15 protein-coding genes are annotated in these 14,533 nt (G+C 61.7%); 3 read left to right on the top strand and 12 right to left on the bottom strand.

From position 1 onward, the window contains the following. Window positions 1–2: 2 nt before the first annotated feature. The 4 genes from R2APBS1_RS18960 to R2APBS1_RS18945 form a co-directional block, all read right to left on the bottom strand. Entirely contained in the window at window positions 3–719 is a 717-nt protein-coding gene (locus R2APBS1_RS18960; RefSeq protein ID WP_015449174.1) for an HAD family hydrolase, read from the bottom strand. After that, window positions 713–2,119 carry a glucose-6-phosphate dehydrogenase gene (gene zwf / locus R2APBS1_RS18955; RefSeq protein ID WP_015449173.1) on the bottom strand — a complete coding sequence of 469 codons (1,407 nt, stop codon included), beginning with the start codon at window positions 2,117–2,119 and terminating at the stop codon, window positions 713–715. The genes R2APBS1_RS18960 and zwf overlap by 7 nt, the downstream gene beginning before the upstream one ends. Before the next feature lie 191 nt (window positions 2,120–2,310). Further along, window positions 2,311–2,859, bottom strand: coding sequence for a GNAT family N-acetyltransferase (locus R2APBS1_RS18950; protein WP_041676831.1), 549 nt, complete (start codon window positions 2,857–2,859; stop codon window positions 2,311–2,313). A gap of 41 nt (window positions 2,860–2,900) precedes the next feature. Then, window positions 2,901–3,287, bottom strand: coding sequence for a cupin domain-containing protein (locus R2APBS1_RS18945; protein WP_015449171.1), 387 nt, complete (start codon window positions 3,285–3,287; stop codon window positions 2,901–2,903). 614 nt (window positions 3,288–3,901) lie between these two features. Here R2APBS1_RS18945 and R2APBS1_RS18940 point away from each other — a divergent pair. Next, on the top strand, window positions 3,902–5,305 hold the full coding sequence (locus R2APBS1_RS18940) for an IS701 family transposase (RefSeq protein ID WP_015449170.1): 1,404 nt from the start codon (window positions 3,902–3,904) through the stop codon (window positions 5,303–5,305). 497 nt (window positions 5,306–5,802) lie between these two features. Here R2APBS1_RS18940 and R2APBS1_RS20360 read toward each other — a convergent pair whose 3' ends face one another. Both R2APBS1_RS20360 and R2APBS1_RS20355 read right to left on the bottom strand, forming a co-directional pair. Beyond that, window positions 5,803–6,246 carry a hypothetical protein gene (locus R2APBS1_RS20360; protein WP_157769777.1) on the bottom strand — a complete coding sequence of 148 codons (444 nt, stop codon included), beginning with the start codon at window positions 6,244–6,246 and terminating at the stop codon, window positions 5,803–5,805. Window positions 6,247–6,480: 234 nt separating this feature from the next. Beyond that, window positions 6,481–6,762 carry a hypothetical protein gene (locus R2APBS1_RS20355; RefSeq protein ID WP_157769776.1) on the bottom strand — a complete coding sequence of 94 codons (282 nt, stop codon included), beginning with the start codon at window positions 6,760–6,762 and terminating at the stop codon, window positions 6,481–6,483. Window positions 6,763–6,948: 186 nt separating this feature from the next. Between R2APBS1_RS20355 and R2APBS1_RS18935 the strand changes: the two genes are divergently transcribed. Next, a complete protein-coding gene (locus R2APBS1_RS18935; protein WP_015449167.1) occupies window positions 6,949–8,463 on the top strand; it encodes an IS1182 family transposase in 1,515 nt (504 codons plus the stop codon). A 912-nt stretch (window positions 8,464–9,375) separates the two neighbouring features. On the opposite strand, the gene R2APBS1_RS18930 is transcribed toward R2APBS1_RS18935, so the two are convergent. The 6 genes from R2APBS1_RS18930 to R2APBS1_RS20350 all read right to left on the bottom strand — a co-directional run bounded on the left by R2APBS1_RS18930 (window position 9,376) and on the right by R2APBS1_RS20350 (window position 12,840). Beyond that, a complete protein-coding gene (locus R2APBS1_RS18930; protein WP_015449165.1) occupies window positions 9,376–9,801 on the bottom strand; it encodes a T6SS immunity protein Tdi1 domain-containing protein in 426 nt (141 codons plus the stop codon). A gap of 54 nt (window positions 9,802–9,855) precedes the next feature. Continuing rightward, on the bottom strand, window positions 9,856–10,236 hold the full coding sequence (locus R2APBS1_RS18925) for a hypothetical protein (RefSeq protein ID WP_015449164.1): 381 nt from the start codon (window positions 10,234–10,236) through the stop codon (window positions 9,856–9,858). A gap of 19 nt (window positions 10,237–10,255) precedes the next feature. Continuing rightward, window positions 10,256–10,615 carry a hypothetical protein gene (locus R2APBS1_RS18920; protein ID WP_157769775.1) on the bottom strand — a complete coding sequence of 120 codons (360 nt, stop codon included), beginning with the start codon at window positions 10,613–10,615 and terminating at the stop codon, window positions 10,256–10,258. Window positions 10,616–10,764: 149 nt separating this feature from the next. After that, window positions 10,765–11,292, bottom strand: coding sequence for a 2'-5' RNA ligase family protein (locus R2APBS1_RS19865; protein ID WP_015449162.1), 528 nt, complete (start codon window positions 11,290–11,292; stop codon window positions 10,765–10,767). A gap of 516 nt (window positions 11,293–11,808) precedes the next feature. Then, window positions 11,809–12,636 (bottom strand): DUF4386 domain-containing protein, encoded by an 828-nt coding sequence (locus R2APBS1_RS19860; RefSeq protein ID WP_015449161.1) that lies wholly within the window; start codon window positions 12,634–12,636, stop codon window positions 11,809–11,811. 6 nt (window positions 12,637–12,642) lie between these two features. Then, the gene (locus tag R2APBS1_RS20350; protein ID WP_157769774.1) at window positions 12,643–12,840 is read right to left on the bottom strand and encodes a hypothetical protein; all 198 of its coding nucleotides are present in this window, start codon (window positions 12,838–12,840) and stop codon (window positions 12,643–12,645) included. Between the two features lie 225 nt (window positions 12,841–13,065). On the opposite strand from R2APBS1_RS20350, the gene R2APBS1_RS18915 reads away from it, so the two are divergent. Further along, a complete protein-coding gene (locus tag R2APBS1_RS18915) occupies window positions 13,066–14,082 on the top strand; it encodes an integron integrase (RefSeq protein WP_015449160.1) in 1,017 nt (338 codons plus the stop codon). The last annotated feature ends 451 nt before the right edge of the window (window positions 14,083–14,533 follow it).

The following is a 14,533-nucleotide window of genomic DNA, read 5'->3' as shown; positions in this document are numbered from 1 at the left end:
TGTCAGTCTGCCGGCAGGCTGATCGCGGGCGCGCTCGGCAGGAAGTCTTCAAGCTTACGCCGGCGCAGATCGCCGATGCACGCGAGGGTCAGGTCCGGCGCCGGCGTGACGGCTTCGCCGGCACCGGCGGCCGCGTAGTGGCCCTGGCGCACGAACACCGTGGTGAGCTTGCGGCCCAGGCGCTGCTTCATCGCCGCCAGCACCTGCGGCTTGTCGTCCACCATCACGTAGTGCGCGGCCGGGTAGCGCTGCTGCATCGCCACCAGCATCTGCTGCTTGTGCACGTAGACCAGCACCTCGCCGCGTAGCGCGGCCCACAGCCCGGCGCGCTGGATCTTGTGCGGCTGGAACACCACGTCGCCGTCGGACAGGATTGCGGTGGGACCCAGCGTGCGCAGGTGCGCCACGGTTTCCAGCGCGTGCGGATACAGCCGTTCGGCAAACGGGTAGTCCAGCAGGTAGGACGACATCTGCAGCAGCGACGGGTCGTTGTCCAGGCCGGTGCGGAAGCGCTGCAGCGCGCCCAGGTAATCGGCAAAGCCGGACTGCTGGCGCAGCTCCTCGTAGATCGCCCAGTAGCGCTCGCGCGCAGCGGCGCCGAACGCCGCCTCCAGCGTGGCGCCGAGGTCGGCGCCGAAGCGGTCGTTGTCGAGCAGGGTGTTGTCCACGTCGAGCAGGAACACCACCGCAGCGGCTTCGGCGGCAGGGTGGCTCAGCATGGCCGGTTCTCCTCCGCCCGCGGGTCGTGCCAGCCCTCGTCGCCGCCGACCAGGTGCGCCGCCGCGGCCGGACCCCAGCTGCCCGGCTCGTAGAGCTCCACCGCGCCTTCGTGGGCGAGCACGCGGTCGACCACCGCCCACGCCGCCTCCACGCATTCGTCGCTGGTGAACAGCGCGTTGTCGCCGCGTATCGCGTCGCCGAGCAGGCGCTGGTACGGCGATTTCTCCGGTGCCAGGTCGTGCCGCACGACCAGCTCCACCGGCTCGCCGCGCATCTCCTCGCCCGGCTGCTTCACCCGCATGCCCGCGGCGAGGATCACCTGCGGGCTGAGCCGGAAGCGGAAGTAGTTCGACTGCGCCGCGCCGACCGGGTCGAACACCGACAGCGGCGGCGCCTTCATGTCCACCATCACCTCGGTGGTGGTCAGCGGCAGCCGCTTGCCGGCGCGGATGTGGAACGGCACGCCGGCCCAGCGCCAGGTGTCGATGTGCAGGCACAGCGCCACGAAGGTCTCCACGTTGGAATCGGCGGCCACACCCTCGACCTCGCGGTAGCCGCGGAACTGGCCGCGCACCACCTCGGCCGGGTCGAGCGGGCGCATCGCGCGGAACAGCCGCAGCTTCTCCGCGCGCAGCGCTTCCGGCTCGCTGCCGATCGGCGCATCCATCGCCAGCAGCGAGGTCACCTGCAGCAGGTGGTTCTGCAGCACGTCACGGATAGCACCGACGCCCTCGTAGAACGCGCCGCGGCCGTCCACGCCGAACTGCTCGGCCATGGTGATCTGCACGCGGTCTACGTAGCGGTTGTTCCACACCGGCTCCAGCACGGTGTTGGCGAAGCGGAAATACAACAGGTTCTGCACCGGCTCCTTGCCCAGGTAATGGTCGATGCGGAAGATCGCCGACTCCGGGAACACCGCGTGCAGCGTGCGGTTGAGCGCCTGCGCCGAGGCCAGGTCGCGGCCGAACGGCTTCTCCACCACGATCCGAGCCCCGTCGGCGCAGCCGGCCTGCTGCAGGTTCTTCGCCACCACGGCGAACAGCCCGGGCGGGATCGCCAGATAGTGCAGCGGCCGTTGTGCCGCGCCCAGCGCCCGCTTCAGTTGCGCGAACGTGGCCGGGTCGTTGTAGTCGCCATCGACATACTGCAATCGCGCCGCCAGCTGCGCGAAGGCGGCCTCGTCCACCGCGCCGCCCTGCTCCTGCGCCGCGTGCGCCAGGCTGTCGTGCGCGCGCTGGCGCAGCTGCTCCACGCTCCAGCCCGAGTGCGCCACGCCGATGATCGGCAGGTTCAGCCCGTCGTGCAGCAGCATCGCCTGCAGTGCCGGAAAGATCTTCTTGTAGGCCAGGTCGCCGGTGGCGCCGAAAAAGACCAGGGCGTCCGAGCGGGGTGTCGGCATGGTGATGGCGTTCTCCTTGGGGGCGGCGGGCGAACTTGCCCGACATGCGGCGCGCATCATTCCACGCGCTACGGCAGGACGTCGCCAACATGCCGGACATCGGGTTCGCTTTCCAGCGTGCACGGCGGCAGGTTAAGTCGATGCATAAGCCGGGGCGTGCCGGCGTGGCGGCCATACCAAGTGCCGTCCGCTCAGCCGTCCGCCAGGTCGTTGGGAATCAGCGAATAGACCACCGCGCGCTCGGGCCGGCCCTGGAACAGCACGCGGTTGCGTGCCTCCACCTCGCGCAGCGCGCCCAGCTTCTCCGCCACCCGCTGGCTGGCCGCGTTGTGCGGCGGCACCACGATCTCCAGCCGCGTCAGGCCCAGCACGTCGAAGCCCAGCCGGGCCGCGGCACGGGCGGCGAGCGTGGCCACGCCGCGATTCCTTGCGGCGTCGCATACCCAGTAGCCGAGATTGCCCACCCCGTGGGCGCGGTTGAGGTGGTTCACCCCGGTGCCGCCGATGACCGCGCCCGTGCCATCGAACACGCCGAGGGGAAATTCGGAGCCGGCCGCCCAGCACGCCATGCCGTGCTCGACCCAAGCGGTCGCATCCGCCAGCGCATAGTCGCGGTGGCACCAGGGCAGCCAGTACGACAGCGACTCCACCGAACTGCGCACTGCCCGGTACAGCGGCTCCGCGTCGCCTGCCGCCAGCGGGCGGACGACGATCCCGCCTTGCCGCTGCAGATACGTCATGGCGATTCGCCCCGCGGCGCCTTGTCTCCCGTCGGATGCGCTCATCGGACCCGCCCGGCGTCGTCGGCACGGCTGGCCGGGTTCGGCTCCTGCCGCACGATGTCGATGGAGATCTCCACGGCCGGCACCGTGCCCCGGTTCTCTAGCCAGTGGACGGTATGCCGGTCCTCGGGCCAGCCCACGCCGGGGCCGTAGTCGGTGGCGATGCCGTCGCGATGGTCGGTGATCGTCCCTTGCAGGATGTAGACGAGGCCCGGCCGATCCCGGTGGTCGTGGACGGGGCCGAACACCCCGCCTGGCGCGATGGTGACCCTGCGCATGCGCAGCTGGCGCCCGGCCATGCCCTCGATTTCCTGGCCCAGGTCCATGATCGCCAGCGACTGGATCGCGACGCCTCGCGTTTCAGGAGCAGTCGGCTCTTTGCTCATGGTGCCTCCGGTGCGCTTCGTCGGTCGGCGGGCAGCGCGTGCAGCGCGCACGGATGCAGTCTGACACGCGATGAATCCGCGCGGCACGGGCTTGCGCGATGCCACCCCGGGTGCAACACGCTGACCGGCAGCGGCCCGCAAGCCTAGGGCAAAAGCCCCATACCTGGCCCATCCCGTGCACCAGCGCGCCAGGACTATCCGAGCCACCCGCCTTCGTTCCACCGTCAGCGCAGCGCGGCGGCAGCAGGTCAGACCGACCCGGAGAGAACCTGACTAACATTCTGGACGTCCAAACATGTTTCGGCTGATCCCCAAACACCGACGACACCGATGAACGAACGAGGTCTCTGGGCGCGGTTTATACCCTGGTCCGAGCCGGCGGCAATGGCTCAACAAGACCGTCTAAGGAAATGCAGTCTGGCAACGTTCAACACCGCGAAGTACTGACACGCACGACGCAACATCAAGGACAACACGATGACCAGCATCGGCCCGAAAGCTCAGGGCAAAAGCATCATGCGCCGGGGGTTGATCGGAAGTCTCCTAATTCTACTGTGTCAATAAATATATGGCATGATCACGGCATCTTCTAGCAACCTGCGAGGAGGTGGGTCATGGGCATCGGTCTGGAAGGCCGCTTTGAGCGGTATGGCGAAGCGATGGTCATCGCCATGGGGCACGCGGATCGGGTGGCGCCCACGCGCTGGTATCTGCAGGGTTTGATGCTGCCTGGCGGCCGCAAGAGCGTGGAGCCGATGGCGGCACGGGTGCGGCCGCAAGATGTACGGGCGACCCACCAGTCGATGCATCACCTGGTGTCGACGTCGGCATGGAACGACGATGCCTTGCTGGCCGCCGTGGCCGAGCAGGTGCTGCCCGTGCTGACGCACGGCGGAACCACACCGTGCTTCTGGATCATTGATGACACCGGCTTTCCGAAGAAGGGTAGGCACTCGGTGGGCGTAGCCCGGCAGTACTGCGGGCAGACCGGCAAGACCGACAACTGTCGGGTGGCGGTGAGCTTGTCGCTGGCGACGGACTCCAACAGCCTGCCGTTGGCGTATCAGCTATACCTGCCGGCCGAATGGACCGACGACCCGCAGCGATGTGCCGCTGTTGGGGTGCCCGCATCAGTCGGCTTTCTGACCAAGAACCAGATTGCGGTGGCGCAGATCCGCGCCGCCGTCGCGGCGGGCGTGCCGCGAGGCGTCGTGTTGGGCGATGCCGCCTACGGCGATGACAGCATGCTTCGCGATGCGCTGAGCACGCAAGACCTGATCTACGCGCTGGGCGTCAGGCCGCTCACGGCGGTGTGGTGGGGCAAGCATCAACCAGCCACGCCACCACCGCCTGCGACGGGTGGTGGACGCCCCCGCGTGCGGGTATGCCGCGATGCGGCGCACCGGCCGATCAGTGTGCGTGCGTTGGCGCAGGCGTTGCCGGCGCGGGCGTACCGCACCATTACCTGGCGGCAGGGCTCCGCCGAACCCTTGTCCGGCCGCTTCGCCCGCGTACGCGTGGTCGCCGCCCACGACGACCGCGATCGCGCGCCCGAATGGCTGGTCATCGAATGGCCTGGCGGCGACGCCGAACCGCTACGCTACTGGTTGTCGACGTTGCCGAAAGCGACGACCTTCAAGGCCCTTGTCGGCACCATCAAGGGCCGTTGGCGCATCGAGCGGGACTACCTGGAACTCAAGCAAGAACTCGGCTTGGGTCACTACGAGGGGCGCAACTGGCGCGGCTTTCATCATCACGCCAGCCTGTGTATCGCGGCCTACGGCTTCCTGACGTTGGAGCGCTTGCGTGGCAGTAAAAAAAACCGTGCACGATTCAAGGCGCCTGCCGTACCCGAAGGCTTCCGCCCGCGTGGGGCCGGGGCCGATGCAGCGCCATCAACCGCTCTCGATCGCGACCGTACACTTTCGTCTCGCCCGCCTGATCGCGCGACAGTTGGCGCGATGTCCTTGCTGCGGCATGGCGCATCCGAGCACCAGACGTCTTTAGTGACACAGTAGAATTACGGACTGGTTAGGCCGGACAAACAAACATAGAGCGCCGAACCCAAAGACCGCTAAAAATTGAGATGCCAACAAGAACTGGCGGGAGAGCAAACAAAAAAATGTCTTCCCACCACTTTGGGCAGGCATAAGCCGCAACGACGTCAGGACAGCCGTCAACCCAAACCCCTGTTGCAAAGCCACCCCAACCCCACGCTACAAGTAGAATAGCCAGCGCAGCCAAGCCTGCGAAAAAGCCGGCGATATTGCAGGTGAATTTTCCATAACGGTCGGTGTACATGCTGAGGCCTAATGAGGTTGTAGAAAAAGTACCCTGGCGCGGATTCGCATGATTTCAGGGGGTACTTGAACCCTTCCCGGCAGGCTGCGCGTCGATTGTAGAGCGTTCTGTGAGGTCGCTTTTCCCCTGCTTGGCGGTCAACTTGTCCAGAAGTGGTTTTTCTACAACCTCAACGCTGGAATTAAGCGGCGGCGAAGCCGTCCGCCTTGAACGATCAGTTAGATGATTGCGAAGGAAGTCGTAACTGGCCATTGGCATAGTATCGATCGAGACACGTGATCAGGCGATCCATGTCAGACCGAATTTTCTTTGCCTGCGCATGAGGAAAATCTTCCCGCTCAGCCGGAGCGGCAGCCAAGTACGCTTTGCCATTACTGATTGAAGACGAAATCTCAGCGACACATATATGCGCGTTTTGAGCGGCATCTATGACCCTGCGAGGGAAAAGTAGCGGAAAGACAAAAAACACTTCGCTGTCGGTCCCGCCGCGCATGGCCTCCATTAGAAGCCTAGTCCTGCCATCAGCAGTCGGTTGGCTCATTGCATTGTCTACCGCCGCCTTAAACTTGGCGGAAAACTGCTCAGAATAAGGCTGCGTAGCTTGCGCTGCAGTGCTGAGTAGTAGGGCTGCCACAAGGAAAAGCACAAAGGTGCGCACGGAAACCTCCACATCTAACGAGGTTGTAGAAAAAGTACCCTGGCGCGGATTCGCATGATTTCAGGGGGTACTTGAACCCTTCCCGGCAGGCTGCGCGTCGATTGTAGAGCGTTCTGTGAGGTCGCTTTTCCCCTGCTTGGCGGTCAACTTGTCCAGAAGTGGTTTTTCTACAACCTCAACGCTGGAGTTAAGCGGCGGCGTAGCCGTCCGCCTTGAACGAGTTGTTAGCCGAGTTTACCGGTTACGTACCTTGGTGACGTGCCACGCAAAACAAGCTGCGAGCGGCTCAGGGATACCTGGCGCATTTTTGATGACCCAAGCTTTGATGGCGCCCTCCTCCTGCGAACGGGCGGCACCGGCCCACAAAGTAATAAAGTGAGTGCTGAGTGGGTCGCCGTGGAAGAAAAGGAATGGCGAATCTGTGTCAGGAGTTTCGACATAGATGATGCGCCAGTCTGCAAGAGCGAACGATTGGTTCACCGAAGCCGAACTGACCTTTAGTTGCTTGGCCAACACGGGAGCCCACGCAATCCTTTGGACGTTGGTGAGTGCCTGGCTCACCGCATTGCATGAAGTCGCCGACGCTTGGCTGCAAGCGGCGAGCAGTAGAAAAGCGAACAGTGTGCGCATAGAGGCTAACGAGGTTGTAGAAATACCTCCGCCCATCCTGCTTCAATAGCCCCACGTGAACAAGGGGGCGGCATGGCACGCTACCGGCATATCGATATGAGTCCGCGGCTGTTGCCGGTGGATCTGCAGGCGCAGCTGGTGCCGGGATCATTTGCCCATGCCGTGCACCATCTGGTCGATCAGCTGGATCTGTCCGCCTTCGATGCGCATTACCGCAATGACGACAGCGGCGCGCCGGCCCATGCGCCGACGATGTTGCTCAAGGCGGTGCTGCTGGCGTATTCCCAAGGCATGGTGAGCTCCCGCTCGATCGAGCGCGCCTGCCGCGACAACGTGCTGTTCATCGCCCTGACCGGCGACGCCAAGCCACACTTCACCACCATCGCGGACTTCGTCAGCCGCTCGCGCGGGGCGATCGCGACCGTCTTTGCCCAGGTGCTGACGTTGCTCGACGGCGAGGGTCTGATCGGGCGCCAGATGTTCGCCATCGATGGCGTGAAGCTGCCTTCCAACGCGTCCAAACACCGCTCCGGTACGCGCGCGGAGTTCCTTGCGCAGGCACAGAAGATGGAGCGCGCGGCCACCACGATGTTGGAACGTCACCAGGCCAACGATGCCGGCGCGGCCGAAGACGTGCGGGATGCCAAGGCCGCCGAACGCATCGAGCGCCTTACTCGCGAGGCAACGAAGATCCGCCAATGGCTGGCCGATCATCCGCAAGATCGGCCCGGTTCGCGCGGCAAGGTCCGCAAGTCCAATCGCACCGATAACGCATCGGCCAAGCTGGCCACCGACAAGGGCGTGATCCAGGGCTATTGCGGCGTGGCCGTGGTCGATGCCAGGCACCAGGTTATCGTCGAGGCTTCGGCTCACGGCACCGGCGCCGAACAGGAATTGTTGTTGCCCGTACTGGACGCCTGCGCCGAGCAGCGCACCGCATCGACGCTGATCACCGCCGATGCCGGCTATCACAGCGAAGCCAACCTCGCCGCGTTGGCCGACCAGGGCATTGACGCCCTGATCGCCGACCACGCGATGCGCCGGCGCGACGAACGCTTCGCCGGGCAGGACAAGCACCTGGCCAAGCCCGATCCGTTGCACGACAAGTCGCGCACCCCCGGCAAGCCGCGGCTGTTCGGCAGCGAGGACTTCATCATCGCGCCAGACCAGTCGCATGTGATCTGTCCGGCCGGCAAACGCCTGCATCGCAACGGCAAGGACTGCACCATTGGCGGCTATGCCGCGATCAAGTTCCGCGCCCCCGACGGTGCTTGCAAGGACTGCCCACTGCGTGCGAAGTGCTTGCGAAAACCCGAAACCACACGCTCACGGCAAGTTGCCGTGCTCACCCGCAAAGCCGAGCCAACCCATAGCCAGCGCACGCGCGAGCGCATCGACAGCGCGTGGGGACGCGAGCAGTATGGACGACGCTTCGCTACCGTCGAGCCGGTCTTCGGCAACGTGCGCGCCAACAAGCGGCTCAATCGCTTCACCCTTCGCGGCCAAGCAAAGGTGGACGGCCAATGGAAGCTGTTCGCGCTGGTCCACAACATCGAGAAGTGGGTGAACTACCGCAAGGCGGCCTGAGCGGCACAAGGCGCGCCATGGGCGCCTGGGACGCCCACCCATCGCGTCAGATCAAGCCGGGCAACCCGTAACGCGAAACCCCAAGAAACCACGCCGTTGAGTGACGTGATGCAACGGCTGTCATTTTGGCCGTCTATCCATCCGTGGAAAGGGCTTTTTCTACAGCCTCAACGCTGGAGTTAAGCGGCGGCGCAGCCGTCCGCCTTGAACGAGTGGTTAGGCCCAGACCGGCGCCTGATGAGCGTTGCAACAAGTAGCCCGAGTAGACCGCCGACGTATGTAACGGCGATTGGCAGATGAGTTGGCTCGTAGGCACGAGCGGCCCCGTAGCTCTCTGGGTAGAAAGAAGGTTCAAGTAGCAGCCATGCAGCAATAGCCCCCAGAGCGAGCGCCACAACAGCAGCACAAATCCTGTGATTGGGCGCGGCAAGGTAAGCCACAACTACGACCGCGAACGCAGCGCCGAAACCAACGCCAAGAAGATGCCAGAGCCCGACAAGCTCAGCCGTAAGGCCTCCGAGTAAGCCTGCAATAACAAGGCTGACAAGAATCCCCAACAGTGCCAACGCCCACCTCAGAACCATTGTCATCTCCTACGGGGCCTAACGCTTGAATTAAGCGGCGGCGCAGCCGTCCGCTTGAATGAGATGTTAGACGGTTGCGCCGAGTTGCGCTTGGGCGGGGCTGTTGGCCTGGACGAGCGAAGAACGATGAGCAACCGACCCCCACAAACTACCAGCTCTGAAGGCTGAGGACTTGTCGCGATGCTGCGCAAAATGCTGCTGCGGCGACGGACGACAATCTAGCGCGAAGCTGGGCGAAGCACACGGCACAAAGAACCAACACGAGCTACCGACTAACGCTGGCGTTAAGCGGCGGCGAAGCCGTCCGCCTTGAACGAATTGTTAGCACTCATGCTGAGAGCCCCATGACTTGCCCGAGCAAATCCAAGTGCACCCAAACATCCCCTTTATCGTATGTATCAAGTGTGCCTGAGCCGCCCATCCGTTGGAATGGAACAGGGAAAAAGCACTGATCGTCGCTGAGAGGCCCAAGCTTGGAAACAAGGTGCTCGTAGTCGGACTGGCGCAAAACATGCTCAACAACACCTGCGCTCGTAAGGAAGGTACTGGTGAATGACTCGATAGAGTCGAAGTTGAGCTGCTCAAGTTTCGGAAGGTTGGTCATTACTACAGCGACCTGACGGCCGTCTTGCGAGCAAACGAACAGGTCCCCGAATGCGGAGAAGCCGAACACGTTGGGATAGTGCGCTTGGATGCGATATGCCCAGCGCTTGGTTTTATCCGCTAGTGGGACTGGCGAGAAGGTTCGGAACATGAGTGCTAACGCTTGAGTTAAGCGGCGGCGAAGCCGTCCGCCTTGAACGAGGTGTTAGGCATCATGGCCTCGGCCTCTCACGCCGGCAAGCCCGGTGGAAAAGAGTGTGATTGATCCAGCAAGAACCATGAAGCGTTGGGCGGAAGTGCCGTCTACCAGCAATGCGATCGCAACTCCGCCCGCACCGAGCACCATAAGAACCCAGGTGAATACATGAGCCTGCTTGCGGTTGAGTGCTTGGCGAGCACCCAAGGCAGCGCGGACGAGCAGCACCAAAGTGACGATGAGAAGAGCGCCGAAGATCGAAGCAGCAACCCACATGTTGCGAAACGCAAGGAATGCCACCAGCCAGCCAAACAAGATGCAGAGAGCTGCATTGAGGACAACAGCAAGCGCACGCTCTTTTTGCGTTGGTTGGCGAGTGAAGTCTTTCAAGTGAGGCCTAACGCCTGAGTTAAGCGGCGCCGGTACGGCGTCCGCTTGGACGAACTGTTATGCCGGCACCGACACAAAACGCTGCCGCCGATACGAAACCATACACTGCTCCTGGCATGAGGGACTTCAACGCTGCTTGCCGCGCGACCCAGAGAGCAAAAGCCTTGTCGTTCATCTGAGGATAGTACGTGCTATCTAGCGTATAAAGGCCGAGCGCCAATGCGCCTAGTGCCGTGCCGAGTAGGCACATGTAGATCGCATTTAGTCTGCCAAAGCGACGAAACAACAACGCCAGCGGCATCGCAACCAGACACGTTGTGGGGGCCGTAATTAGAACGCCCACAAAGAAGATCAGTATGGGCGGAGTCATGATGCTCATTGACGAGAACGCCATGAGTAGCGCCATCAGTGCAGGTACAGTAAAGCTGGATGCTAAAGCTCCTACGACGAGAGGGCGGGAGTGTTGGCTCATATGAGGCATAACGCTTGAGTTAAGCGGCGGCGTAGCCGTCCGCCTTGAACGAAATGTTAGGCCTGTACCCCCGGATGGAATCGCTCCACCAAGCCGGCTTGGCCGTTAACGACTTTATAGAGTGCGAGCACCGACAACTCAAATGCTTCTTGCGGGAAATCTTCTCGGAGTAGCGCCTCGATGACGCTGGGTACCAAGTTGCAGCTGCTGAGGCTGCAATGTGGTGTGTAACTGAATTTGTGCGTATTGAAATGAATGCCGGTTGCGACGAGTGCCTGCTGAATAGCAATAAACGGACCTGGGTCAGCCGGCTGGAGCCAAACAACCGGCCCGGTGGCGAAGCGAGAAATGCCGACGAAGCGTGAGCTAATTGGCAGGTGCTCAGATGCGACTTGGCTCAACGCTTGATATACAACGCGAGCATCCTGATCCGGCGCAATCGTTCCGATGCCGGATGAACCTGCAACAGTGATCTCTGTAGGGAATGCGGCCAAGTGCGGATCGTAGCGTCGGCGAATGTCGAGCACACGGGTGCCGATAAATTCCGGCAACTCCAAGACAAGATATGCGGGGTGCTCAAACATGGGCCTAACGCTGGAGTTAAGCGGCGGCGAAGCCGTCCGCCTTGAACGAGTTGTTAGCCGAGTTTACCGGTTACGTACCTTGGTGACGTGCCACGCAAAACAAGCTGCGAGTGGCTCAGGGATACCTGGCGCATTTTTGATGACCCAAGCTTTGATGGCGCCCTCCTCTTCCGAACGGGCAGCACCGGCCCACAAAGTGACAAAGTGAGTGCTGAGTGGGTCGCCGTGGAAGAAAAGGAATGGCGAATCTGTGTCAGGAGTTTCGACATGGATGATGTGCCAGTCTGCAAGAGCGAACGATTGGTTTACCGAAGCCGAACTAACCCTTAGCTCTTTGGCCAACACGGGAGCCCAGGCAACCCTTTGGGCGTTGGTGAGTGCATGGCTCACCGCATCGCATGAAGTCGCCGCCGCTTGGCTGCAAGCGGCGAGCAGTAGAAAAGCGAATAGTGTGCGCATAGAGGCTAACGCCTGAATTAAGCCGCGCCGCGAAGCGGCGTCGGCTTGAATGAATTGTTATGCAGCTGTTGCCATGGGTTTCGAACGCATGGCGCGAACCAAAAGCAAGAAGCTAAGAACTATCTCGAAGAGTACCATCGGCGTGTCGAATAGCCATAGATTGACTATTTTTGAGAAGGTAGGATCGACAAGTAGAGTAAGGCTGCAAGCAGCACACCAAGCACTTGAGATAATCCCAAAGATGGCAATTGCTCGTGGGACAAGGCCTGATTTAAGCCACAAGAACGCGCCTATCGTTGCACTTGCCGACCAAAACAACAGGCCGACGTAATACTGATCAAAACCTGACAAAAAAAGCCGCGCAAGAATTTGTTGCTGATTCGGCAGAAGTTCCGAATATTCTGGCTGAACTAGTATTCTTATAGCCGTGAATAAATTCATGACAACAAGAATCCAGATCAAACCGTTCACCACCCTGCCCAAGAGTGCCAGTAGCGAAAGAATTTGATTGACGGGGCGAAGAATGATGTAAATGGCCACACTTATGATTAGGGTGCTGCCTCCATAGAGGAGGATGCCCATGGAGGCAAGACGAAAATTCGTTTGGTTGGAAAGAATACTCTGGGCAATATGGCTGGGGTCACCACTACCAATAATTGGCTCCAAGACACCAAAATTGGCAACGGCTAACAAAAAGAAGGCCGGCAGGTATAGCAATCCAACAACTTTTGCAGCATTACGTTCCGCGCTGCCTGCTAACAATTGTGCCATTACTCTTTCTCCATGGATCCCTGAAGGATAGGACTGCCGCATAACGCTGGAATTGAGCGGCGGCGAAGCCGTCCGCCTCGAATGACTGGTTAGAGCGCCATGCTTGATGCGCATGACTGCTCAAGGAAAATTGCTCTTGGGTGTAGACGAACCGGGCGCTTCGAGATGAAACGAAAACGAGAACTCTGAGGCAGCTTCTATGGCTACCTCGGCAACCTCTGGCGGCCAGTCTTCAACTAAGGTCGCTGGGGGGTTCTCTGCAGCGGCAATGAGCGACTGCCCCAATGCGCGAAGCTCGCTTGCAGTGCCGATGATCATCAGGCCGTTCTCCTTACCTCGGTAGCGATGCATCCGCATGTGGCGTTCCGTCGATTGAGCTCTAACGCTAAGTAGACCCCAAAAGTGGGGTGTTGCGCCGAGTATGCGGCGCCGCTCCTGACCGCACAAGCGGCGGATTCCTACATCGGATCATGGCCTTGCACGGATGCCCTGTGCGTGGTGGGCGGGCATGCTGCCGTTGTTATCAGCGACTTTTGAGGGTGTATGAGTTACCCGGGTGAAAGTGAGGGTGTAACGGGGGAAAAAACGCCGCGGTTGCTGGATCAGGTGCGTGCGCGGTTGCGCTTGAAGCATTACAGCTTGCGGACGGAGCGCGCGTATGTGGGCTGGATTCGGCGGTTCATCCTGGCCCATGGCAAGCGGCATCCGCGCGACATGGGGGTGGCGGAGGTCGAGGGCTTTCTGAGTACGTTGGCCGTCGAGGGCAAGGTGGCGGCCGGCACGCAGAACCAGGCGCTGTCGGCGCTGTTGTTTCTGTACAAGGAGGTGTTGTCGATCGAGTTGCCGTGGATGGAGACGGTGGTGCGGGCGAAGCGGCCGCAGCGGGTGCCGGTGGTGCTCTCGCGGGACGAGGTGAACCGGCTGCTGGCGATGCTGGATGGCCGCTTCGGCCTGATGGCCTCGCTGTTGTACGGCTCGGGCATGCGGCTGATGGAATGCGTGCGGTTACGCGTGAAGGACGTGGATTTCGAGCTCAACCAGATTTGCGTGCGCGACGGCAAGGGCGGCAAGGATCGGCATGTGCCGTTGCCGCGGCGCCTGCATGAAGCACTGCAGGCGCAGCTGGAGCGGGTGCGCCTGGTCCACCAGCAGGATCTGGCAGCGGGCCTGGGCGCGGTGTGGCTGCCGCATGCGCTGGCGCGCAAGTATCCGTCGGCGCCGCGCGAGCCGGGCTGGCAGTATGTGTTTCCGTCGGACCAGCTGTCGCGCGATCCGCGTGATGGCGAGCGGCGGCGCCATCACGTGGACGAGGCCGGCCTCCAGCGCGCCGTACGCAACGCGCGGCTCAAGGCCGGCATCGTCAAGCCGGCCACCTGCCATACCCTGCGCCACTCCTTCGCCACCCACCTGCTGGAGGCCGGGCAGGACATTTTCTGCATGCCCATCAAATCGTGTCGCGACGGGGCGCTGACAGTTCTCTCAAGTTACAGTTGCCAGAACTACATGAGTATCCCTCCGTGCCTTTGCGCGTCGTCCGTCCGAATTCAAACCGACTTATAGAAGCTGGCTACCCGGCAGTTGCTCATGTTCCGTTCCTTGTTCGCGAGGACGGTAGCTATCCCGCGCTTGAAAACCGTTACATTCGAGCCCGCGCGCTTTGTGAGTGGCCGCTCAGGATGGGAACGAACGGTACGCCAGCCGAACCCAGGAGGGCATTTCAGACTGAGGCAAGTTGCATGGCGCTTGCACGCCGCATGCGGGAATTTGTTGCCTGGGTTGAGCGCGGGTTTCCTCGAGGGGAGCCCCTAAATCTCGCAACTATGTCGTACGGCGATGTTTGTAAATGGCAGGACGGCCTTGTGAGCGGTGTGCTTTCCAGCAGCGGCAGGCCTCTGGCTAACGTTACGATCAACCTTTATGTGGCAGAAGCTTGTTACTTCCTAACGTGGCTTTCGTTAGTACCTGAACGAGACGACGGAAAGCCAATGAGGTCTGCTTTTGAGATAATGAC

The organism is Rhodanobacter denitrificans (genome assembly GCF_000230695.2).
GTDB lineage: Bacteria > Pseudomonadota > Gammaproteobacteria > Xanthomonadales > Rhodanobacteraceae > Rhodanobacter > Rhodanobacter denitrificans.
The sequence above is the reverse complement of the archived record's forward strand: the minus strand, read 5'-3'. Positions and strand labels throughout refer to the sequence as shown.